Raw genomic sequence first — 25789 nt, forward strand, 5'->3', positions numbered from 1 at the left:
AATTTCGGAATCTAGTTATAGGGGGAGTATATTACTTTTCAAAAATCTAATTTAATAATATTGTCTATTTAGATAATCTTCATAAGAGATACTACATAAATTATATACTTTTCAAAATTAAGTTGGCTTTACTTCAAAGCCAACTACCAAAATATCATCAATTTGCTTCTGTTTTTCTCCTTTCCACTCTTCAAAGATAGCATTTAATGTATCTTCTTGTTCAGAAAAAGGATAATTAGAAATATCTAAAAGTGTTTGTTGAAACCTTTTTGTATTGTATTTCATATTTTTTTTTCCTCCAAATTGGTCTTGAAAGCCATCTGAATAAATATAAAATGAAGTTGGTTCTTCAATAGAAATAACATGATTGGTAAACATCGTACTCTGCTGACTGATTGAGTTTCCTCCTACTGATATTCTATCTCCTTTTATTACTTTTACCTCTTTACCTTGAATACAAACTAATGGATTTTTTGCTCCTGCATATTCTAATTTGTTATTTTCAAAATCTATCATACAAATAGCAGCATCCATTCCATCTCTCATTGAAACAAAGTTATCATCAAGCTCTGAATAAGCATCTGATTGATGAAGAACCTTATCTATTTTTTGATTTAGAATAGTAAGAATAGAAGCAGGAGTAAGAATATTCCTAGAATCTATTATTTCATTCATTAAATCATTTCCTATCAAAGACATAAATGCCCCTGGAACACCATGACCTGTACAATCAATGGCAGCAATAATAATTTTATTATCTACTTTATGATAATAATAAAAATCTCCACTCACAATATCTCTAGGCTTAAAATAAACAAATGAGTGAGGCAAACCTCGTTTTATTTTTCCTATCTTTGGAAGCATTGCATCTTGAATACGCTTGGCATAGTTTATACTTGAAGTAATTTTCTTATTTTTTTCTTCGATAATTTTATTTTTATCCTCTAAAGCTATCATATTATAAGTCATTTCATTGTTCATTAAACTCAACTTATTTTGTGTCGTCTCTAATTCTTCAATATTTTGCTTTAATTCTTCTTCAGAAGTTATTAGTCTTTCATTTTTGACTTGTATTTTTCTTTGATTTTTCATCAAAAACATACTATTTTTTCTAAACAGAATTGCCCACCAACCACATACAACAGCCATGATAGAAACAATAGTAAAATGAATAGCAAGTTGAAAAGCAGTTACATGAGCCACTGTTTCTCCCTCAAGAGTTACACCATTATAACTAATAAAATATTGCCCTAAACTTTCCATTCCATAAGCTACTTGCAAAATAGCTAATATACTATGATGCCCAACTGTAAGAATAGCATAAGGAATCATGATGCGCCAGTCTTGATAAATAATGAGAAGGGCTGCATTTACAAAAAAGAAAAAATGAGTTTCTGCCATACCGTGCATCTGTCCAATAAACTGTAACATAAAAACAGCATAGACGATACTAATAAGCATGCGAGCCTGAAATTTATTTTGAAGTATAAAACGAGCAATCAAATAAATCCCCAAAGCACAACCTCCAGTAATGAAACTAAAAAGCCATGTTTCATAGACAGGAGCTAAAAAAAATCCGATAATAAAAGATATAATCACAAATTTATCAGATATTTTATCAGCTTGTTCTTGTACTTTTATTAGATATTCTTTGAGGTCTATATTCGTTAAATTTTCTTCTTTTGTTTTTGGGGGAATTGTATTATCAATTATAGGGGACTGATTCATAGATTTTTAAACATTGAAACAACTATTTTCAGTTATTTTTTTTTGTAAAGTTATTGCACTATTTTTTGTTTAATCTGTATAACATTAAATATGCTTTTTATTACTATGTAAATATACAAAAATTTCTATTATTAGTAGAATATTAAAACTCCAATTTTGCACCCAAAACAATGTTTATCCCCAAATCATCAGCAAAATAACGCTGTCTATTTAGGTAATCTCTGTATGCTACATTGAATAAATTATCTACTTTTCCAAAAATCCGTAGTTGTGTTTTTTGTCCTTGAATAGTAGTAGAAATTCTCAAGCCTACCAAATTATAAGCAGCAGGAGGAAGCGTAAAGTCTTGTTCTTCTAAAATATTTCGTTGATAAAAAACATAACGATTTGTTATTTCAAACTGTGTATTGGTCAGCTTTTTAGGACGTTTTTTATCTTTTCCTCCAATAGAAATTGGTTTCTGAATTTGATAGCGCAAACTTGCCTGTAAATTATTCGAAGGCATATTTATAAGAGGTAAATTATTCTCTAAATCTTCGCCTTTTATAAAGCTATAACTTGCCTTCAAATCCAATGACTTGGTAAACTGATAACGAGTAGAAATATCTAAGCCATAAATTTGAGCATTCGTTTGTTTGTATTTAAAGACTGGAAAAGCTCCACGAATAGTCAGACGAACTTCATTTTCTGGATTGAGATAAATATAATCATCAATATTTTGATAATAAATCAGCGTTTCGAAAGATAATTTTTCTTTGATTTTTCCACTCAAAGAAAGCGTATTTTTGATAGACTTTTCGGTATTCAGATTTGGATTTCCTTCTTCTATTCCACTTACTCCTTGATGAAGTCCATTGCTAAAAAGCTCATTGACAGCAGGATTACGAGTTGCATAACCTACATTATACGAAACTTGAATATGCTCACTCAATTCATAATTTATTCCTAAAGATGAACTAAAATTGTTGAAGTTATTATCAAAACGAATAATTTCTCTAGGCACACTTCTACTAATTGTAACAGCATTTTGAATTGTATTTTGATAACGAAAACCTGTTTCGAAAAACCAACGATTTACTTTTTTGGTCAGCACTGTAAAAACTCCAGTTTCATAACTCAAATAATCTGGAATCAATGGCAAAATCCCTGTTTCTGGGTCGTTGGTATTATCTGTAATGGTAGATTGCAACCCCACTTTGAATATCAAATTATTATAAAATTCTTTTTGGTATTTAATTTCTGAAAAATAGGAATATTGTTTGAGGTTTAGGGCTGGAATATCTGAACGTCCACTTCTACGAACATCAAATTCTTTACGAATATTGAGTTGAGTAGCAAAGGTAAAATCTAGGAATTGTTCTGTGTCATTCTCTTTATTTTTTGGCTCAAAATATTTCTTTGAATGAATTTTGAATAAATGATGGTTTACTGTTTGTTTTGGTGCGTCGATAGCATAACTAAAACTCTCTTCTGTAAAAAATGGAGTTTCACGCTCAAAAGCACTTTCTAAGTCAGTCAGATTTCCAACATGCGCACCACGCAAAACTCCTAATTCTGTATTGAAAGAGCTAAAATAAAAATCTGTAAAGAAGTTTTCGGTAAACTGTTTCTCTAATTGAATGGCAATATTTACTTCTTGATTTCCTGTATTATTCAAAAAATAATTAGCTGTTTTTTTGTCCCCACTTTTTTTGAGTGTTCCGTTTATTTTCCACGCCAAAAACGAACCGTATTGTTCTACTTGTAAATTTGCTCCATGTCCTTTTCCATTACTTTCAAAAAAATAGCTTGTATTTCCGTGTACGTGAGGTTCTCGGTCTATTCTAGAAGGTTCTACTAAAATCACGCTTCCTAAGTTTGAGCCTTGATATTCTAAGCTAGAAACTCCTTTTATTACTCTGATTTTATTTGCAACTAAAGGGTCAATTTCGGGGGCGTGGTCGTTTCCCCATTGCTGTCCACTTTGTGCAATTCCGTTGTTTAGGATTGTAAGGCGATTTCCATACAATCCATGTACGACAGGTTTTGAGATTCCATTTCCATTTTTGAGTGTACTTACTCCAGAAATTTCCTCCAACATATTCGAAAGGTTTTGATTCGAATTATCTGAAATATGTTGATGATTGAGAGTTTGTATATTTTGAGTAGAATTAATTGATTTATCACTAATTACTACACTTTCCAAAACCGTATTGAGCGCATGAATTTCTACATACAAAACAGTATCTTTTTCGATATTCAAAAAAATACTGTGATTTTCTCCACTTACATGACTAAAAATAAAATGATGTTTTCCTTTACAAATATTCTTCAATTCGAAATAACCTTTTTCATTACTTGCTGTTCCTTTTAGCGTTTCTTTATTATAGACATTTACAAATTCTAAAGGCTGATTTGTATTTTCATCAATTATAAAACCTGTTACGGAGAGATTGCAGTTTTGAGAAAAGACACTTGTAGAAAGAAATAGAAATAAAAACTGAAAAACAATTATTCTAAAAAATTGACTTTGCATGATGAAAAAAAGGAGGAGATAAGGAAAGGAAAATCTTTATTCTTGCAAAGATATAAAAAGATAACGACTTTATGCAACAGAGTTGCATTTACAACATAAAAATACTTATTCCACCACTTTACGAGGAATATTTACAGGCAAGCGAGTAAGAAGTTCATAATTGAGTTGGTTACTCATTTCTCCAAAACTGGCTACACTTATTTCTTGTTCGCCTTGCTTTCCTATCAAAACTACTTCATCTCCTATTTCAGCACTTTGCATTTTTTCTAAATCGATAATCATTAGATTCATATTGACTACTCCCACCACAGCCATACGTTCGCCACGAATCAAAACCCTTCCCATATTACTCAAACTTCGACTATATCCATGTGCATAACCAACAGGAACAATCGCAATTTTCATTTTTTGAGAAGCTAAAAAAGATGTTCCATATCCTATAAATTCGCCAGCTTCTACATCTTTTATTGTCATTATTTTACTTTTCCAAGACAAAACTCGTTTTAGTGGGTCTTGATGTGTTTTGTTATCTTTTAAGTATTGAATAAGCGTTTCTTGGGTAGGAAAAAAACCATATTGCAAAATACCAATTCTGACCATATCCATTTGTGTTTGTGGGTAGGCAATCGTAGCAGCCGAACACGCTGTATGGTATTTTTTAGGAATAAAAGCATTATCTTCTCTTCGTTTGAAACGCTTTACAATTTTCTTATAATTGATAATTTGTGATTTTACTCTGACATAATTGGCAATGCTTTCAGCTCCTGCATAATGTGTACAAAGTCCTTCCAAAATAAAACAATTTTGATATTTGGTAAGTAAATCAAACATTTTAGGAATTTCTCTTTTTGCAATACCCAAACGGTTCATTCCTGTTTCCATTTCTAAATGAATTTTGATAGGAATTTGAGCTTTCTGAGCTATAGTCAGTCCTGCTTCTAATCTCTCCAAATCAAAAATATAAACTTCTACACCCGTTTGGATTGCCCATTCTAACTCTTCATTTCCTATCATTCCCATAATCATAATTTCAGAATCTTCTTTTTTTAGCTTCTGAACAGCAAAGGCTTCATCAGCCGAAAAGACCGAAAAATGATGAATACCAAACGATTCTGCCAACGGAATAAAATTTTCTAATCCGTGTCCGTAAGCATTTCCTTTTACAACAGAAGACAGTATTGTTTTTTCTCCTATGAGTTGTCTTAAAAAATTGTAGTTGTTTTGAAGAGCTGACTTGCTAATTTCTATATGAGAGGTTGCGAACATTTATTTTATCTATTTTTACGTGCTTTATTTATTTTATTTGAATGGTCTAGTCCTTCAAAGTTAAGTTTCTTAACGGTTTAAATCAAAAAAGGAGTATAAGATAACAAATTTTTGTGGTTGTTGGTGTTACTATCACTAAAACCCCAACAACAAGTATTACTATTTTAAAGCTGTTTTTTATGAAAAATCTGAAATTTGTAGGTCAAAGACAAGTCTTTGACCTACAAATGCGTTATTTGATTTTATTTCCCTACCAATTCAATCTCCACTCTTCGACCATAAAAATCTTCTCCATAAGGGTTGTTTGTATCTATCCCAAAAGAAGCTTCTACAATACGAGTTTCAGAGATTCCTGCTTCTAAAAGTATTTTTTTGACGGCTTCTGTTCTTTGTTTTGATAATTTTTGATTAAAGGCAGCACTTCCTTTTGAATCTGTAAAACCATAAATTCTGACACTTAGATTTTTGTCATTTTTCAAAACTTCAATTAAAGGAGCTATTTTTTCTTTGTCTTTCGGTACAATATCAGAAGAACCTGTTTTGAAGAAAATCTCTACTTTTTTTATTCCAACTACTTTGCTTATTTGATTAATAGTAGGTGCTTTTTCTTCTTTGTTCATTACCACAACGGTATCTTTTGTAGTAGTTGAATTTTCTTCTACGACTGTTTTTTCAGTTTGTTTTTGATTTGCCAAAAGTTCTAATTGTGTTTGAAGAGTTGCTAATTGACTTTCAATTTTTAATAAATCTTCATTTTTAGTAGAATTCTCTTCTTCTTTAATTGCTTGATTTTCAAGTTGCTTTTCCAAGGTTGCCATACGTTGCTGCATGTATTGAAACTGCAATTCCATTAATTTATACGCCACAGAATCTTGTTTTTGTGTGTTTTGACTTACTTGATTTGGATTATCTAGCGTAATAGAAATATCATTTTGTCTATTATTTTTGAGTTCTTCTAATTGTTTTTGAAGCGTATCCATTTCTAATTTTGCTTGTTCTTGTGCTTCTTCATCTGCTTTTCGTTGCGCTCTTGTTTTCTTGCTTTTTTTATCTTCCTCAATTTCCTTCAAACGATTTTCTAGTTCTTCAAGTGTTTTTTCTTCTTCAGACGAACGACTGTTCGTCTTTACTGCTTCTGTGTCTTCAGACTCTACTATTTGTCCAGTTTGAGGCACGATTTCCACTTTTGTAATTGAACTATCACTTCCCGATTTATTGGTCGTTACATTGACATTAATATCAATTTTGACGGTCTGAACAGGGTTTTGTTGTTGATATGGATTTTGCTGATTCTGTCCTTGATTATTTTGGTTGTATAGATTTTGTGAATTTTGATTCTGATTATTCTGATTTTGTGTTTGATTTGTTTCCACTTGTATTTCAGAATTTTTGCTATAATCTGGAATGCCATCAACCGTAATCGTTTTTAAAGAATCTGGGTTAAGTTCAAAAATACTTTTTGGTTTGTTGGCTGCATACAAGGCTGGCGCACGAAAAGCATGTTTTTTAGGAGAAAAAGACCAACTAATTCCAAACGAAGTAAAAATAAACGCATCGTTTCCTAAAAAACCTTGATTTGTATTTCCTCTGCTTCCTTGTCCGTTGTTGTAATTAGCAGGATTGGCAATATAACCTTGTTCTGCACTTTCATACGACGAGCGAAAATCTCCACTTACATCATCCAAAAAATCACTTGTAAGCGAATAATTAACTACTGATTGAATATGAAAACTAAGGCGATTTAGTAAACGTAATTTCAAACCCACACCGACAGGAACATTTAAAAAATAAGGCGAATAACCAGTTGGATTTTCTGTCTTAAAATCAGAAAGACGAGTTTCGAAGTTTCCATCTTGTGTGATAATTTGTCCTCCTCCACTACTTTCAGCAGCATCACGAATGGTATTATCTGACCAATAATAATAAGGCGATTTTGTGCCTTGAGCATTTTGATAATACAAATCTCCATAATTTTCAAAATACGTTCCACCTATTCCAGCCATCAAATAAGGCGATAAAAGAGCATTTTCTCCCAAAAGCCATCCATTATCTGTATAAAAAGTAAAAATATAAGCAGCCGAATAAATCTTGGTCTGGAAATTCAGAGAACGCTCCAAAATCCCTGTATTTCTGTCATTTGCTGTAAATTCTCCATAGGTCAGTTGAAGACGATTTGAAAGCGTTTTGTTAGGTGTGTTTTCAATACTAAGACCAAAAGAAAATTGATCGAAATCAGTCGCAAACATATTGCTAGGCTGCCAAAATTTTTCATTCAAATCTCCACGATAGGTCATATTTCCTGTTTGTAAACCAACACGCCAATTAAAATTGTTTTGCTGACTGAAACTAAAAGGAATAAATAAGAAAAATGTCAGGATTAGGAAGTATATTTTTTTCATTGTAATTTGTAATTAAACTCTAACGCAAGATTCTATCTTGTGCTTTTTATTTTGCAAGCATATGCTTGCCGAAAGAGAATGTCCAAGCAAATGCTTGAACGAGAAATATTATTTAGTTTTTTACCATTTTTCCAATCAAAATGAATTGCACTTTATGCCAAACGCTTTTAAAAACTAAAGCAGACGATTTTTATTTCATCTGTGATATGTGTGGTTCATATCTAAAAGACCCCAAATTTTACTTAAATAACCTTGACGAAAAAGATGTTTATGAACAGCATAACAACGATGTAAATGACATTGGTTATCAAAATTTTACTTCGCCAATTACGAATAATATTTTAGAAAACTTTACTCAAAATCATCTAGGTTTGGATTATGGCTGTGGTACAGGTCCTGTAATTTCTAAAATTTTACACGATAAAAATTATCAAGTTGAACTTTATGACCCTTATTTTCATCCAAATGAAAATTATCTCAATTATCAGTATGATTATATTTTTAGTTGTGAGGTTTTTGAGCATTTCTATAATCCAAAACAAGAACTAGAAAAATTATTATCTATTCTTAAACCAACTGGTTCATTGCTAATAATGACACTTGTTTATGATGTTGAAACAGATGCAAATTTTAAAGATTGGTATTATAGAAAAGACCCTACTCACGTTTTTATTTATACAGAAAAAACAGTTCAATTTATTGCTGAAAAATATAAGTTAAAAGCCAAAATAGAGAAAAATAGAATGATAGTTTTTGAAAAATAATTTTAAAATTAATCATAAGAATAAATCAAAGTTTGTTTTGATAAATTGAAGTTTGTCCAACTCCACCAGTAACATCACTTTGACGTTCATATTTGATGGATTGCTTATAAATTCTGAAATGCCAGTTTTCATAAGGACTATCTTCAATTTGTATTGAATTTCCTTTTTGAGTTTCTAAGTAGAAATAACCATTTTTATCAGCTTTACAAACTTTTATAGTTTCTTGTAAAAAATCAATTAGCATCTTGTAGCCTTCTTTATTTGTTGGAGAAAATTGAAATATTTGTCCATATATTTCAATTTTATAATCTCCTTCAATTTCAAGTTTGTATATCCATTCATCTTTAATTTTATCTTGAAATATTATTTCAATAAATCCATTAAAACTGATTGTATGAATTTTATAACCTTCGATAGGCATTTCAAAGTTATTTTTGATTTTGACTAAACTCATAATAAAAGGAAATTAACTGATAACTGGTGATTATTTACTTGCCGTTGTCGGTGTCTCCACCGACAACACATACCTATTCTACTTTTCTAAATCAATCCAAAAACGAAACTCTGCACTAAAACCAATAAACGGACGTATATAAACTTGGTCAGCTAAAGAAGCTCCTCGTGTTGAATCTTCCAAAAATGTTGCGCCTGCATTGAAGCGAATAAAGCGAAAAACTCTATATCCCAAACCCAAATAAGTAGGTCGTCCGAAAATAGGACCTGAAATTTCTTCTCCCAAATCATCTTCAAAATTACTCCAAAAAAAACCTGCTGAAATCGAACTTCTACTCCAAAACTCTCCTGCAAACCCTTTTTTACCTAGTGGCAAGGATAAACCTGCATAAGGAGAAGTTCCGAAAGAGCTATTTTCAGAATTTGTTCCTGTCAGATGAACACCTCCATAACCTACATTTAAAGGAATTTCGGTACGAGTTTTTTCGGTTGGATAATCGTCCATAAATTTACGGTCTTGCAAGACTAGCAAATCTACATTCAAAACCTGTCCTAGTTCACTAGCTAAAAGTTGTTTTAATTCTGTCATCAATTTTTCTCTATAATCGGCACGAGAATCTTTTTTCTTTCTTTTGGAGAAAATAAATTTTCCTTTTTTGAGGTTAGCTTTATTTATTTGATCGATTTTAGAAACTACTAAATCCGAAAAACCTTCAAATTGTAATTGACTTCTATTTCTGTACAAAGACATTCCTTTTCTAGCAATTTCATTTAAGTTTCTGACAAGTTGTGCAGTTCCTCCGATTACTCTGGCTCGTTTTCTTTCAACGGTAAAGGATTGTTCGGTATAAGCAAAAAGATTGTTATAAAGGTCTTGGCGAAGGTTTTCTCGTTCCATATCCGTAATTCTCCTGTAATAATCAACTTGAACATCATATTTTGAAGAACCACGAAGTTTGTAATTGACAGGAACAGTAAATGTACCAATAGAAGAATAAGGAGGACGAACCCAAGAAGCTACAAATAATGGTTTAGGGTCATCTTTTCGGTTGCTTTTATCATCTAAAATAGTGATTTCTACAAGTACAGTTTCGGGTTGTGCTGCACCACTAATCATCAGATTTTCTTCAGCAGGAAGGGCTTGACTATTATTAAACGAGGATTTTTCGTACTCAAAAACGGCTGTTGCGTATTGTGCTTTTACATCATTTATTAAAAAAGTAAATAAAGAAAAGACTAAAACAGTAGATAGGAAAAGTAGATTTTTTTGCATTGATAAATGTTGGAAAATTTGAGAGAGATTATTTTTTATTAAAAAAACTAAATATATCTTAATATTGAAATTTAAACAGTTACATCCAAAATTAGTTTGATTTTTGTAACGAATGTGTTTTTAAGTCAATTTTTTATTCAAAAATTTATACAATCTAATGAAAAAAATTAATACTATCATTTTTAGTCTAGCTATTTTATTTTTTATGGGAGCTAGTTTTTCTATTTCTGCTCAAAATGTAAGTGAAAAAGCAATCAAGATAGAAAAGAAAAAAACATTGAATGGTTTTGAAATTCAATTCGATGGAATTTCGGAAGACGCTGAAAAAGCTCTTGAAATTGCTATCGAAAAATGGCTTGATTCTCAAAAAATAAAATATAAAAGTAAAAAAGGAAATTATCACGCAGAAGAAGTAGTCGTAAAACAATTTTCAGACAAAACTTCTGATTTGCATATTTTTGTAGAAGAAAAAAAAGGTAGGATTACGCTACAAGCTGTTCAAACACTAGGTTATGATTTGGCAGTAAATAGCAAAGACCATCCACAAGAAGCACAAAATATCCGTTCTTGGTTAGAAAATATGGTAAAAGAAGTTCGTTTAGAGCAGATTAACCTTCAAATTGCTACTTTACAAGATAACTTGAAAGATGCAGAGAAAGACGTTGAGAAAAATAAAAAAACAGAGGAAAATCTTAAAAATAGCATTGAAGAAGCTAAAAAGAAAATCGCAGAAGCTGAAAAAGAGATTGAAAAAAATGCAACTGAGCAAAAAGAAAACGAACAAAAAACAGAAGAACTCAAAAAGAAAATTGCTGAATTGGAGAAAATTAAGTAATTAACATCAAAAAAGACTGTCCTCTTCGGACAGTCTTTTTTGTTTTAGTTTATATAAATTACTATTACTCCACAATAATCTGCTTAGAATAAGTGTTTCCATTTTGATTAAAATGAATAAGATATATTCCTTTCGGTTGATTTTTGAGGTCAATGGTAAATTTCTGCCTTCCTTTTTCGAAAGTTTGTGTTTTGATACTTCTACCGATGCCATCAAAAACAGTTACCTGTGTATCTGCTGATAAAGAAGTTCCAAAACGAACATTGAAAATACCTGTACTTGGATTTGGATAAATACTAAATGTATCTTTTTCTAGTTGAGTTGTTGCTTGAATTTTGTTTGGAATTCTAGCACCACTTCCACAAAAAGAAACGACAAAACTACCTGCTGATGCATTTGGTGTATGAATCGATACATCACCTACAAGTACATCCATAATCGCTGATTCTTGATGAATAAGAACATTATTTTTGAAATATTTAATCATATTTTCATCTCTTGCCACACTAAATTTATCCCCTACTTGATAAGTTGTACTTCCACCTGAAGTAGAGTTATAACCTGAATAAGCAACACCACTTGGAGTAAGATACCACGCATATTTGATGGAAGTATAGCTTGCAATCGTATTTGGAATAGCCAAACCAAACATATAAGATGCCTTTTGAGCAACTGTATTGAGGATAGAACCTGAACTACTGGCTGCTAACGTATTACTCGTTGTTGCGCCTGCTGACCAAGAAGCTGCAGATGTACTTTTAGTAACTGTTGAACCACTGACTGAAACCTCTGTTTGATTCACAAAAGTATTTTGGTAACTCAAAAAGACTGTTTTAGTCAATGTTCCATAACTACCTGTCGCTGTTACTGTATAATAGCCTCCATTAGTTTGAGGACTCAACGTTGCTGATGAACTTACTGTGTTATTTGCAGCATCTTTCCATTCATACGAAGTAGCAAAATTACCTCCACTTAGACTGGCTGTTGCACTTACACCAGCACTAGGACAAGAAGCAGCAGAACTTGTTACATCAATAGATAAAGGACAATCCGTAAACAAGACTTGAGGTAAAACACCACTTCCTGTATGCATAGTTACATCAGCAAGTAAACTTGAGTTACTTGGTGTGCTACTTGTATAAAAAGAAGAACCATTTTTGGAATAATGAATACTACTTCCAGAACGTTCTATTTTGAAAACATCATTGGCTTGATAGGTTCCAAAATTACCTTTAAAAACACCTTTTTCATAAATGGAAACACTACCTGATGCTGCCAAGTAAATTGCATAATCAATAGAAGTATAACCTGCACCACCTTCTGCTTTAGAAACGCCTATCATATAAGATGAGTTTGGTTGAGCAAGGAATACAATACCACCATCTCCCTCAAAAGAAACCGTAGAATTAGCAGAACTACTCCAACCATTGCTAGAACTGGTCTTCTTCAAATTCAATCCTTCTTGAGTAAAATCTGTCAAACCTGTCCAACTGAGAGATGCTCCCACTAAATAAGAAGAACTATAATCTATTCCTCCTTTTGAAAGTGTAAGTGTGTAGCCATTGGCTGGTAGATTGGATATATCTTCTGTAGTAACGGTTGAAAACCCAGGAGCTGACCAAGAATAGGTAAAACCTGTGCCTGTTACATCAATACTACCTAAACTAGAACCACTGCCACAATCAAAATCGGTAACAACAGACGAATAGGTTTCACCTCCTGTTGTTCCACAAAATGAATTTTGTAAAACTCCTGCTGTCCCATTAAGTGTATAAATGGAAACATCAGCTACCAAACGTTCTCCTGTAACCACTGTAGACTGATAAACAACAACTTCATTTTTATAGAATTTGATTTGATTTCCCTCTCGTCCTACTCTCAAATTATCGCCTACTTGATAAGCTACACCTGCTCCTGATTGAGCATTATAATTGGGATAAGCAATCCCATTTTTTGTAACATACCACGCATATGTAATGGAAGTATAGCCTGCATCTGTGTTGGATTTGGCTAAACCAAACATATAGGAAGTGGAAGTGGAAGTGGAAGTGATTGTGTTATTGACCCATCCATCTACTGTAGGACTCAACTGTTGGGTAGAATTAGCTCCACTTGTCCAGCCTTGTGTATCTGTTTTGGAGACAACATTACCTACAACAGAAACATTACTTTCATTTTCCCAAGTAATGATATTACCAATAACGACAGATTTAGTAAGAACCAAACCAGCACTTGCAAGAGTAGCTGTTACTGTATAAGTGCCATTCGGTTTGCCTGTGATACTAGCTGTAGTTTCTCCACCACCTGACCAACTATAGGTAACAGGAAGAACTTCTCCTACTAAACTTGCCACTGCACTGCCTGAAGTAGTAGCAGGACAACTATTTGAAGTCGTAGAAACGACTAAAGAAATAGGACAACTCGTAAATTGAACTTGAGGAATTGATGAAGAAGCATCAAACATAGTAGCACTCACAAATAAATCTGTACTTTTAGCATTGGTTTGAGTGTGGAAAGTAACACCATTTTTAGAGTACGTAATGGTTGTGCCACTACGAGTGATACGGAAAATATCACCAGATACATAATTACCATGACTTCCTATATAATTTCCTTGTTGATAGACTTGTACTTCTCCCAGTCTATTTAGATAAATAGCATATCCAATATCCGAATAACCAACATTATTATTGAGATAAGAAAGACCAACAATATAAGAGTTTGTTGTTTCAGAGGCTGTAAATACAATACCTCCATCACCTATTACTCGTTCTACTGAACTTGCATCACTATCCCAACCTGTAGTAGCTCCTTTGACTAACTCTTTCTCTGCATTCACTGTAAAATTAGTCAAATCTGTCCAGTTTAAGTCATAACCTACTTCATAAGTCGCTGTATAATCAGTTCCTCCATCACTAATCGTAACTGTATATTCACCCACTGCTAATCCAGAAATATCTTCTGTCGTTGCTCCTGTATTCCAAAGATAAGTAGGACTTCCTGTGCCTCCTGTTACTGTTAAATCAATAGCTCCTGTGCCTCCTCCAGAACAGCCTATACTTGTGATGGTCGAAGTGAAGGTAGGAGGAGTTATAGTAGTTCCTGCTTCTCCAGTACCAGTTGTTTCAAATGTATTTGTTCCTGCACAATCATTGTAAGCATAAACTCTAAAGAAATATTGTGTACTAGGGTCTAATCCTGTAACTACAATATTAGGGTTAGTAGAAATACCTGCATAAATAACCTGTTCCCCTGCATCATTCCAACTCAAATCTGCTGTTGGTAATGTTCCAGAATTTGTAGGAGCTGTAAAACTATTGCTACTGTTTATTTTGATTACATAGCCTGTCGCACCTCCTGTTGGAGCATCATAACTTACAACATCTAAAGTAGAAGGAGTAGGATTGTTACCTGCCAGTAAAGTCGTAACCTGTGATGTTGGGGCAGAGCAAGTTACTGGATTTCCAACAACAACCTTATCAAAATATAAAAATAAATTTCCTCCTGCATTATTAGTAATTTCTATACGGTCTACATTTTGAAATATAGAAGCTGTAAGTGTAGAAGTATTGAAGTTTTCGATGAAATCTCCACCAACAACGACGACTTGAGAACCTGTAGAAACAGTATTTCTGAAACCCTCTATTCTTATATTATAACCACCACCAGCATATTCTGTTAGTTCTACTCCACGAAAATAAAATTCATTTCCAGTTGCTTCTTCAACAACTATCATATCAGAACCACTACCAGCAAAATTTACTACACCTCCATTAATGGGACTAGTATAATAACCTAAGTCATTACCTGTAGCTATTCCACTAGAATTGGCTTCATACATTTGTATATTAGCATCAGAGATATTTGGTGTGCCATATAATCCATCAGAAATAGTAGCACCTAGGTTAGTGTTATTAGGTTGATCAAAATCTAATATTGGATTAGAAGATAATAAAACACTTGGAGCTAATGTCGTAAAACTAATTTCATTTCCATAAGAAGTTCCTTCGCTATTAATGGCATACGAACGAACAAAAACAGTAGTAGCAGAAGGTAATCCTGTTACATTTTGATTGAAAACTCCTGTTCCTGTTCCTATTTGTACTTTATTATTTGAAGTAGTAGGTGCTGTACTTGTTCCCCACACAATGCCTCTTTCGGTTACTGTTGCTCCTCCATCATCTGTTACATTTCCTCCTAAATCGGCTGTAGTGGCTGTTACATTGGCTTGGGCTGTGGTGGTTACTGTGGGAGGGGTATTTATAATAGCAGGACTTATATTTATCTCGTCAATAGTTACTGCTGCATAAATACTACCATTGTGCGTAATGCGTACTTCATCTATATTATTAAAATTAGAATTACTTGTTAAATCAAATAATGACCATATGTTATTTGCTATATTTGAATTTGTAAGAGTAGCACCTGCTACACTAAGTCCATCTCTGTATGCTATAATAGTCAAATCAGAATTAGCATCACTATTTGGACGAAGATAAACACTATTAAGTTTAAACTCACTGCCATCATTGCTTTTAAAAATTCCATTTGTTAATTCGTCAGTAGTACCTGAACGAGTTAGATTAATAGTTTGATCTCCAAGACCTCCTGGATTAGGTCCTCCACCTGCTGCCAAATTTATAGTTACAGGTCCACTTGAATTTACCTCAAAAGTCCAACATTCTACAGTAGCAGATGCAGTTCCAACTGGAGCACTACCAATTAGATTTCCTGAAGGTGATGAATCAAAATCATTTACACCTAGACTAGGAAAGCAATTATTTTCGACATCTCCTGAAAGAGTAACTATATCATTACAGCTTTGTGCAGACTCACTAACCCAGCCTCCTAAAGTTAGGCTTGGAGGGCTAGGTGCTGAAGGGGTGTTATTTGTATAAAGTAGAAGATTACTTCCTGTAGGGTCAAGAATAATCTCCCATCGATCTGATGTTGTGTTCCATTGAATAGAAAAATAACATACCCCAGCAGAACAAGAAACTGCCCCAGCACCTTGAGCAGAATTATCAAAAGTATTTCGGATGATACCACCATCATTAGTAGTTCCTGTTTGAACTAAAGTATAAGGAAAAGCTCCTGTTGTAATTTGGTTTCTACACCCTTCAAACTGAATCTGCCCAAAACTGGAAAAAGAAACAAAAAGAAATAATAATAAAAGTAGCCATTTATCCATAAAAGGCTTAAAATGTAAATTTTGCATAAAGTGTATAATTAGAATTAATAGTTGATAAAGCTAAATTATGAAAAGCAATGAAAGGTTATAAAATTACTTCTCTATTCAAGAGAGTTTGTTTAGATCCTTGTAAAAGAGTGTTTTGTATTCTCAAATAATAAGGGTGCTTAATTCTCCTGTATTCCAAATTGTTTCTAGTAATTTTGTGTTAGAATAAGTAAAAGTGCAAAATTCCAAAAACTTGTAGTAATCTTATTAGTTTCATATTTAAAAATAGGATTTATGAGTGATAGAAAATGAATTATTTAGTTGCCATGGTTAATAAGCTAACAACTGTTTATAATTTAAGTAAAAAAAAGTGTTGCTCTAAATTTTTTCACTATTAATTCAACATAAAATCAACATTTCTTTTTTTAATTCTAAAAAAACAGGATTCTCTACTATTTCATTTATTTTTTAACAAGCATTGCAAAATACCTTGCCTACTAATAATCAAGTATTTGGACAACTTTTAGGATGTGTAGATTCTATTCCGTTTAATTCTACATTGCTAAAAATGTCATTTTCTCAAATTAACTTCTAGATTTAATGCTCTATATTTGGAGTAACCAAACAAATTCCTAGAAAAACACAAATTACTCTACTTCTTCTTTCTTCCTAACCACTACCTCAGCCACACAACGAAATCCTAACCAAGCCTGTGGAGAATCATACGTTTGAACTTTATCAGCAGCACATTCCTCTAAAGTATGAGCAAAACTTCCTCCTTTAGCAATGCCTTTTTCTGAAGTCATTTCGGCTACGTTTCCAAACATATTGTATAGCCCAAAATGATATACAGGTTGATTAGAATATATCCAAGTAGTTATTAACTGTCCTTCATAGAGAAAAATATTTGTATCAAAATATGGATTTTGATATGTTGGTTTATAAGTAAACATTCTTTTATAACTTGTATCACTTTCAAAGTAATTTTTCATATCTAATTTTACATGTTCTATAGTACGAGTAGAATCAGAATACCTTTTAGCTAAACGATAAATCTTCCGTTTTTCCTTTTCTGTGTATCTTCTTTTTGTAGAATACCCCCCAAATTGTTTGTTCAAGTCGTCTTTTATGGCTGCGTATTCCCATTCTTCTTTGGTTGGTAATCTGTAATGAACGGTTATTTCGTAGTCTGAATCTACTAATTTGAGCTTTTCATTCATTCTTTTAGTAACTATATTTCCTCTCCAAACACAATATTGTTGTGCTTGCATGTAAGAAATACCATTCACAGGAAAGTATCTAAAGCCTGGATAACGCAAATAATGAAATAAATAAGCATCTACCTTATCTAAATTTTTGTACCAAATCATACTGTCAGGTTTTGCTTGATTATAATGTGAATCAGAAGAATCTTGTAACATATAGTGCATGTATTCTAACCAATGAATATTTGCTATTTCTGTTTCATCAAAATATTTATTTGTATCTACCCAAACTCCATTAGGAGGTGCTGATTTAGAATAAATCTTAGTAATTTTCTTTTTATCTTTTTCTGTCAGATTTTCTTGTGGTTCTTTGAGCTTATCAAAACGTTTTTGATAGTATTCTACAGCTAATGGATGGTTTTCTTTTATCCTTCTTAAACTTTCTGCTCTTTTTGTAGAGTCTTGTATTCTTTCTTTTTCTAATCTATTTATTTTATCTGTGATAGGTTGTGGAACTATATAAATTTCATTTACCAAACTATCTAAAGTATTATTTCTATAAAATTTAGCAAATACTATCAGTCTATCACCATCCCACCTAATCTTTGAAGTAGGAAAATTCACTTTTTTGCTGGCAGAATATGTATTACTTATTATTGGTCTGTACCCTCTAGCTAAAGTAATTATAATATGAAATGGCGTAGCAACAGAGTCTACATCATCAAAAGCCACAACTAGCTTTTTAGGAATTTCTTTTGGATAAATAGTATCTGCTTGAACCTTATAATGGGATAGCTTATAAGAAATAGTCAAAGAACTATCTTGTGCATTCTCCTCAAAAGAAGATAAAGCCACTTGAGAATAAGACAGAAAAGGCAAAAACAAAAAGACTACAAAAAAAATATTTTTCATTGAGTAAAAAGTAGGACTAAAAGATAAGAGTATAGAAAGACTAAATATTGATTTTCTAACGTGGTCTAATCTGTTTTAGTTTACAATGAAAAGGTAAGGAGTAAATAAATTGCACTTATTAAAGAATAAAATTAGATGGGTAGTTTTACAACGAATTTGAGTATTCGAAAGGGCATAAGTAGTGCAAGTTGAAGTTTGAAAAGCAATAATACAAGTTATTTTTGACAAACCTATTGTTTTCTGAAAAAAAATTCCGTATTTTTGTAAAACATTTTGAATTACTTTAAATGAAATTTCAAAACATTTCATTAAAGAATGCACTAAAATAAATTTATTAATTCGTTTTAATGAATTACTTTTTTAGTAATAAATCAATATGTAATTCAAAGAAAAATTTTAAAGAATATTTTACCAAATTTTTTATACTATGTCGGAGAGCCTACGCATACTTTACGTAACGAGCGAGATTACACCATTTTTGAATAAGTTAGGAGTTGGAGATTATGTACGTCCGTTGCCAGAAGCAATGCAAAACAAAGACATCGAAATTCGTGTTATCGTACCACGTTGGGGAGTTATTAATGAACGTAAAAATCGTCTTCATGAAGTAGTTAGACTTTCTGGAATCAATATTACAGTTGGAGAAGAAGACAAGCCACTCACTATCAAAGTAGCTTCTATTCCACAAGCCAAAATGCAGGTGTATTTTATCGATAATGAAGATTATTTTCACCGTAAAAAATTATACAAAGACAAAGCAGAAAATCTTTTTGAAGATAACGACGAGCGTGCTATCTTCTTCTGTAAAGGAGTTGCCGAAACAGTAAAAAAACTAGGCTGGGCTCCTGATATTGTACATTGTAATGATTGGTTTACAGGTCTTTTGCCTTTATACCTTCGCACAACTTACCAAAACGAACCTCTTTTTAAAGAATCAAAAATCGTTTCTACAGTTTATGACAATCTTTTTGAACAAAACTTTGATGCTGCTACACTAGCAGACAAAGTAGCTTTAGAAGATATTACTGAGGAAATGTTAGCTTCTCTTATTTCAAACCCAACTCCACAAGGATTTATGGAAATGGGTGCAAAATATTCTGATTGTGTAGTAAATGCACAAGAATCTGGAAAAACAAATGATATAATTGCAGCCTCTTCATCTGAAAATGTAAGTACGATTGTAGGAGGAGAAGAAGCTATTTGTGATAGCTATTACGAAATTTATAAGACGCTTCTAGGAGATAGAATGGCAGAATTAGTAGAGGAAGAAAAAACAGCTTAAATTGACATTTTTTTATAAAAAACAGACAGAATAATTTTATTCTGTCTGTTTTTTTGTTTGTAATTATTTTTTTTTGCACTCATTCTCAAAACTGACAAATATTCAGATATATCTATATAATTTGTACTTTTGCAAAAGTATTTATATAGCTCACTCTTTAGAGTGCAAAATGTATTCTTTCAGATAGTATTTTTTGCAACGAAATAAGATACTTACTTCGTCCTATTTGCATTTAATGCTCAAAAACTCACTAAAACAGTTGTCATAAATTTAATTTAATGAAAAATAATAATTCATCTCGTCTTTTGATACTATTCTCAAAAAAAATTCCTGCTACTTATTCTTCTTTCTTTGGTATAATTGCTCTTCTTTTCTTTAGTCTAACTTTGAGTAGTTGTGAGAAAGAACCTGAACCAATTGACATAGGAAGTGAGCAACTTATTACTACTTATTATACAGATACAGTAAGCGTAAATGTCAAAGTCTTTCAATCTGATACTATCAACACAACTAGTACAATAGGAAACTCTCGTCTTCTGATGGGTTCATTGACTGATGAATATGTAGGTACATATTCGACACAAAGTTTTGGTAATATCTCACTTACCACTCTTACCGAAGACCTACAAAATGATGCTGGAGAAATAGCTATTTATGATTCCTTAGTTGGTTTTTTTCAAACGGATTATGTTTATGGGGATACACTCACTCCAAATAACATACAGCTCTATGAAGTTTCAGAGCTTTTTGAAAACAAAACCTATTATCAGTTTGATACTCTACAAACTTCAAGTTCAGTCGTTGGAAGTGCTTTTTATCCTGCTGCTTTGGATAGTAATAGGATATTGAGAGTTCCTTTTTCAGAAGAATTTGGAAGAAAATTATTTAATTATGGAGTAAATACCAACTTTGAAAATGATTCTTTATTCAGAATTTTTTCAAAAGGTCTTGCTTTTCGTAGTGCTTCTCCAAATACATCCATTGTAGGAATTAATCCTCTTGCACCAGCCACAAATTTGACATTGTATTTTCACTACCCAAGTGATACCGTTTCATCTTCTTATAAATTTGATATGCCTGTGAGCTTTTCGAATATAGAGAGTGATTTGTCTAATTCTGCTTTAGTATCTTTAGCTACACAAGATTTTATTCCAACTGAAAACACAAATAATATTGCTGCCATACAAGCAGGAACTGGAATTGGTGTAAAATTAGAATTTCCTTATCTAAATGATTTTGTAACGAATCAAAGTGTTATTATTCAACGTGCCGAATTAGATATTCCTGCATTAGATGCTGCTATGAGTTCTACTGTTACAGCACCTAATCAACTTTTATTTCTATTTGGAGCTGGAAATGGTTTTTATTATACACCAAGTGGTTCTATTCAATTTTTACAAACAGAAGGAGGAGCAAATTCAGGACTTTCAATGGGTTATTCTGTACAAGGAAAATCATACAGTTATGCAACAATTACAAGTTATATTAATCAATTTGCAAAAGGTCTGATTCCAGAAAGTGATGGATTAATTCTTCAACCTTCTGAAAATAATATTAGTATAAATAGATTTATTTTTGCTACTCAAAAAAACACAGATAACCTTCCTGTTATTCGATTACGTATGTATTATAGCATTGCAGAATAAAAGGTAAAATAAAAATTGAAAACTTATTTTTTTATAAATCGTTTTTCAAATCAAAAGAGAATTAAAATTATTCTGTAATTTGCTAGTAATAAAGAGTTTGAATTGCTAAAACTCACTAAATTATTAAAAATACGTCATTAAAAAATACGAATTTATGTGTGGAATTGTAGGTTATATTGGGCAGCGTGAAGCATATCCCATTCTTATAAAAGGACTTAAAAGACTAGAATATCGTGGTTATGATAGTTCTGGAGTTGCTTTAATGGACTCTGGTATCAATATATATAAAAAACAAGGTAAAGTAGCCGAGCTAGAGAGCTTTATCGGAAATAAAAGCAAAGAAGGTAAAGTAGGTATAGGACATACTCGTTGGGCAACTCATGGAGAACCTAATGATGTAAATGCACACCCTCATTATTCAGGTTCAAGCCGTTTAGCAATTATTCATAATGGAATTATTGAAAATTATTCTGTCTTAAAACAAGATTTAATAAATAAAGGACATACTTTTAAATCGGATACCGATTCAGAAGTTTTTATTCATTTTATTGAAGAAATTCAAGACCAACACAAATGTAGCTTAGAAGAAGCTGTTCGTTTGGCTCTTCATAAAGTAGTAGGAGCGTATGCCATTATTATTATGTCAGAAGATAGTCCTCATCAACTGATTGCAGCACGAAAGGGAAGTCCATTAGTTATTGGAATTGGAAAAGAACAAGACGAATTTTTTATTGCTTCTGATGCTACTCCAATTATTGAATATACAAAAGAAGTGGTTTATCTCAATGATGGTGAAATTGCACTTCTGACAAATGATTCACTTACCATCAGAAATATTGAAGACATTCCGACTACTCCTTATATTCATACATTGGATATGGAATTGGAATCTATCGAAAAAGGTGGTTATGATTATTTTATGCTCAAAGAAATTTTTGAGCAACCAAAATCTATTCGTGATGCTCTTCGTGGACGACTTATAGCAGCCAATGGACACGTAAATTTGGGAGGAATTCATAAATATTTGGATAATCTTGTCAATGCAAAACGTATTGTGATTGTTGCTTGTGGAACGTCTTGGCACGCAGGTTTGGTAGCTGAATATATTATCGAAGAGTTTGCACGCATTCCTGTTGAGGTAGAATATGCTTCTGAATTTCGTTACAGAAATCCAATTATTGAAGAAGGTGATGTAATGATTGCTATTTCTCAATCTGGAGAAACTGCTGATACACTTGCAGCCATAGAATTAGCTAAAAGTAGAGGCGCAATTATTTTTGGTGTTTGTAATGTAGTCGGTTCGTCTATTGCACGAGCAACACACGAAGGCGCATACATACACGCAGGTCCTGAAATCGGAGTAGCAAGTACAAAAGCGTTTACAGGACAAGTAACCGTTTTGGCTCTTCTCGGACTTATGCTTGCCAAAGAAAAGAAAACACTTTCAGAAAATCAACTAAAAGACCTTTTAAGACAATTAGAACGCATTCCTCAAAAAGTAGAACAAGCTCTAAAACTAAATACGCAAATAGAAAAAATAGCCAAAGACTTTGTTAATGCTCGTAATTTTTTGTATCTAGGACGTGGATATAATTTTCCTGTGGCTTTAGAAGGAGCTTTAAAATTGAAAGAAATTTCATATATACACGCAGAAGGTTATCCTGCTGCCGAAATGAAACATGGTCCTATTGCGCTTATCGATGAAGAAATGCCAGTTGTTGTAATTGCAACTCGTGATAATTCGTATGATAAAATTTTATCAAATATCGAAGAAGTAAAAGCAAGACGAGGAAAAGTAATTGCAGTCGTAACAGAAGGCGATGCAGCTATTCCTAAAAAGGTAGATTATGTTATCGAAGTACCAAGTACACACGATGCTTTTATGCCTTTGGTTTCGGTTATTCCTCTTCAACTTTTATCATATCATGTTGCTTTGATGCGTGGTTGTAATGTCGACCAGCCTAGAAATTTGGCGAAATCAGTTACAGTAGAATAAAGCCCGAAGTTAGATTTCAGAAATTAGAAGTAAATACAATCAGTATTATATTTAAAAACTCTTTTGTTATTTTTAATGAAAGAGTTTTTTTATTAAAAAAATGTATTTGTATTCTCCTCAAACTCTTCTTCCTCTGTGGTTAGATTGTATTTGTATTTACTTCTTATTTCATACTTCTTACTTTATTTCTTTTTGGCAAGTAAATTGAAAAGTAGATAATTGAATCAAAAAAACAATGCAGTTATGAAAAAAACAATTTTATTTGTAGGATTTGTATTTCTTATAGGATTTTTTAGTTTGCCTAAAAACTCTTTTGCGCAATGTGATGACTTCAAAAAATGGATTCCAGAATGGAAACAACCAAAATATAATTCAGCCAACTCTGCACAATCTGCTAATTATTTGAATGAAGAAGAAAAACAGTTTTATTATTTTCTTAATTTGATGCGCCTTAATCCACCACTTTTTGCAGAAACTTTTTTAGATAAATGTACCGACTGGAATGGTGCAAATTCATTGGGTTATGTAGTAATGTTTGGAAAAGACATAGAAACTTTGTCGAATCAGCTCAAAAAAATGCGTCCTCTTTCTATTATTTCTCCGATGAGAGAAGAATGTATTTTGGCAGCTTGTTATAACAAAAATAAAGAATGTCAAAACTTTCAAGTAAGTGGAACATCATCTTCGATGTACTATGAAAATACAGGAATGCGATTATTGATGTCTATCTTAAAATCTCAATCTAATAATCAAGCAAAACAGATTTTACTTTCTAATAAAACTGATTATTTCGGTATTTCTATTCTTCCAACTCTCAAAAAAGTAGAAACTTCGGCTCGTTTGACAAAATTTGATAGAAAAGTATTAGAAATCAAAGACAATCAAAGTGGCGACGAAATTATAGAAGACTATACAGAAAATGTAACTGAATCAAATGAAAATTTAGGAATAAAACCTTATCAAAAAGAATTTCATGAAATTGTTCCAGAGTGGAAAAATGCAAAGTATAATATAGCTTACACAGCTCAAAACACAGATTATCTGACCGAAAATGAAAAGCTAGTTTATTATTATCTCAATTTAGCTCGTCTTAACCCTCCACTTTTTGCAGAAACTTTTTTGGTAAAATATAAAAAATGGAACTCGTATGAAGACTTGAGTTTATCAGATTATTATGCAGGTTCGCTCTACAAAACACTAAAAAACATGCAACCTGTGGGCATACTTTATCCTCAAAGAGATTTATTTGAAAGTGCAAAATGCCACGCCATTTCATCAGGAAAAAAAGGATATGTCGGACATACACGTCTTCCAAACTCGGGTTGTCAATCCAAATTTGCTGGCGAATGTTGCTCGTATGGACAATTTGATGCCCTTGAAATTGTGATGCAATTACTCATCGATTCGGGTGTACCAAGTTTAGGACACAGAAAAATTTGTCTTAGTGGAAGTTACAAAACATTAGGCGTTTCGGTTCAACCTCATAAAACATATCGTTTTAATAGTGTTTTAGATTTTGGAAGATAGAAAATAGTGATAAGTGGAAATTATTTTCTGAAATGATTGTTTCATAATTTTTGTATTCAAAAAAGACGTTCTAATTATCTGTATTGTAATTTCTCTGTGAACTCTGTTTAAAATCAGTCGTGTTTTTCATACCCAACACCAGCCAAAACTTTAATGTCTAAATGATTTTCTTTTGGTGGAATAGGACACGAATATTTATGATTATAAGCACAATACGGATTGTAGGCTTTATTAAAATCAATCGTAATTTTGTCTAGTTCTTGTCCATCTGTGGCTTCTCTTTCTGGAATTTTCAAGTCAATATAACGTCCTCCTTCATAAGATTCTTGTCCATTACTCAAATCTGTGAAAGGCAAGAAAAGATAATCTTTATACTCTTCTTGTTGTGTCAAACTTTCACTTTGATAGACATTTAGTGTATGTCTTTTTCCGTGCAACTCAAAACTAACTTCTCCAAATTTTTGATAAATCGGCTTTCTATCTGTCGTCGTTTGCATTTCGAAAGGTTTACCATCAGTTGTTCTGACAAAATCACCTTCTACTTTATAGCTTTCATCAATCTTGAAAAAAGGTAGAGTTTTGAATTTCTTGCGCTTACTTTCCTCTAAAGGCGATTCTTTAGCACTCTTATAACTGCTATTCATTTCTTCTTGAAATGATTTTATTTGAGAAACATAGCTTGTTTGATTAGAATTATCCTTTGTCGTTGCTGTTTTGGAGTTTTTACATGAAACTAGAACTAAAAGCGATAAGACAGAGAAGAGTAAATTTATCTTTTTCATTTTGATATTTTATAGATTTTAGTGAAA

General features: G+C 32.2%; 15 protein-coding genes. 6 read left to right on the top strand and 9 right to left on the bottom strand.

Annotated elements, in window-relative coordinates:
- Positions 1 to 117: 117 nt before the first annotated feature.
- The 4 genes from ACE193_RS05340 to ACE193_RS05355 form a co-directional block, all read right to left on the bottom strand.
- A complete protein-coding gene (locus ACE193_RS05340) occupies positions 118 to 1728 on the bottom strand; it encodes a PP2C family protein-serine/threonine phosphatase (protein ID WP_375561974.1) in 1611 nt (536 codons plus the stop codon).
- Between the two features lie 142 nt (positions 1729 to 1870).
- Positions 1871 to 4243: a TonB-dependent receptor gene (locus ACE193_RS05345; protein ID WP_375561975.1), complete on the bottom strand. Its 2373-nt coding sequence runs from the start codon at positions 4241 to 4243 to the stop codon at positions 1871 to 1873.
- Between the two features lie 105 nt (positions 4244 to 4348).
- A complete protein-coding gene (alr, locus tag ACE193_RS05350; RefSeq protein ID WP_375561976.1) occupies positions 4349 to 5509 on the bottom strand; it encodes an alanine racemase in 1161 nt (386 codons plus the stop codon).
- A gap of 242 nt (positions 5510 to 5751) precedes the next feature.
- Entirely contained in the window at positions 5752 to 7908 is a 2157-nt protein-coding gene (locus ACE193_RS05355; protein ID WP_375561977.1) for an OmpA family protein, read from the bottom strand.
- A gap of 140 nt (positions 7909 to 8048) precedes the next feature.
- Here ACE193_RS05355 and ACE193_RS05360 point away from each other — a divergent pair, with 140 nt between their 5' ends.
- A complete protein-coding gene (locus tag ACE193_RS05360; protein WP_375561978.1) occupies positions 8049 to 8672 on the top strand; it encodes a class I SAM-dependent methyltransferase in 624 nt (207 codons plus the stop codon).
- Between the two features lie 25 nt (positions 8673 to 8697).
- On the opposite strand, the gene ACE193_RS05365 is transcribed toward ACE193_RS05360, so the two are convergent.
- Both ACE193_RS05365 and ACE193_RS05370 read right to left on the bottom strand, forming a co-directional pair.
- Complete coding sequence (locus ACE193_RS05365) at positions 8698 to 9126, bottom strand: hypothetical protein (protein WP_375561979.1); 429 nt, start codon at positions 9124 to 9126, stop codon at positions 8698 to 8700.
- Positions 9127 to 9204: 78 nt separating this feature from the next.
- Entirely contained in the window at positions 9205 to 10398 is a 1194-nt protein-coding gene (locus ACE193_RS05370) for a hypothetical protein (protein WP_375561980.1), read from the bottom strand.
- A 157-nt stretch (positions 10399 to 10555) separates the two neighbouring features.
- Here ACE193_RS05370 and ACE193_RS05375 point away from each other — a divergent pair, with 157 nt between their 5' ends.
- Complete coding sequence (locus tag ACE193_RS05375; protein ID WP_375561981.1) at positions 10556 to 11233, top strand: hypothetical protein; 678 nt, start codon at positions 10556 to 10558, stop codon at positions 11231 to 11233.
- Between the two features lie 64 nt (positions 11234 to 11297).
- Here the strand turns inward: ACE193_RS05375 and ACE193_RS05380 are convergent, their stop codons facing one another.
- Positions 11298 to 16451, bottom strand: coding sequence for a T9SS type A sorting domain-containing protein (locus ACE193_RS05380; RefSeq protein ID WP_375561982.1), 5154 nt, complete (start codon positions 16449 to 16451; stop codon positions 11298 to 11300).
- 608 nt (positions 16452 to 17059) lie between these two features.
- Positions 17060 to 18529 carry a formylglycine-generating enzyme family protein gene (locus ACE193_RS05385; RefSeq protein ID WP_375561983.1) on the bottom strand — a complete coding sequence of 490 codons (1470 nt, stop codon included), beginning with the start codon at positions 18527 to 18529 and terminating at the stop codon, positions 17060 to 17062.
- A 427-nt stretch (positions 18530 to 18956) separates the two neighbouring features.
- On the opposite strand from ACE193_RS05385, the gene ACE193_RS05390 reads away from it, so the two are divergent.
- The 4 genes from ACE193_RS05390 to ACE193_RS05405 all read left to right on the top strand — a co-directional run bounded on the left by ACE193_RS05390 (position 18957) and on the right by ACE193_RS05405 (position 24980).
- The gene (locus ACE193_RS05390) at positions 18957 to 19811 is read left to right on the top strand and encodes a glycogen/starch synthase (protein ID WP_375561984.1); all 855 of its coding nucleotides are present in this window, start codon (positions 18957 to 18959) and stop codon (positions 19809 to 19811) included.
- A 278-nt stretch (positions 19812 to 20089) separates the two neighbouring features.
- Entirely contained in the window at positions 20090 to 21457 is a 1368-nt protein-coding gene (locus ACE193_RS05395) for a hypothetical protein (RefSeq protein ID WP_375561985.1), read from the top strand.
- A gap of 154 nt (positions 21458 to 21611) precedes the next feature.
- Entirely contained in the window at positions 21612 to 23453 is a 1842-nt protein-coding gene (gene glmS, locus ACE193_RS05400) for a glutamine--fructose-6-phosphate transaminase (isomerizing) (RefSeq protein WP_375561986.1), read from the top strand.
- A gap of 243 nt (positions 23454 to 23696) precedes the next feature.
- Entirely contained in the window at positions 23697 to 24980 is a 1284-nt protein-coding gene (locus ACE193_RS05405; RefSeq protein WP_375561987.1) for a CAP domain-containing protein, read from the top strand.
- A 113-nt stretch (positions 24981 to 25093) separates the two neighbouring features.
- Here the strand turns inward: ACE193_RS05405 and ACE193_RS05410 are convergent, their stop codons facing one another.
- On the bottom strand, positions 25094 to 25762 hold the full coding sequence (locus tag ACE193_RS05410) for a DUF1684 domain-containing protein (RefSeq protein WP_375561988.1): 669 nt from the start codon (positions 25760 to 25762) through the stop codon (positions 25094 to 25096).
- Positions 25763 to 25789 lie beyond the last annotated feature (27 nt).

The sequence above is a fragment of the Bernardetia aquimarina genome, assembly GCF_042180575.1.
Lineage (GTDB): Bacteria > Bacteroidota > Bacteroidia > Cytophagales > Bernardetiaceae > Bernardetia.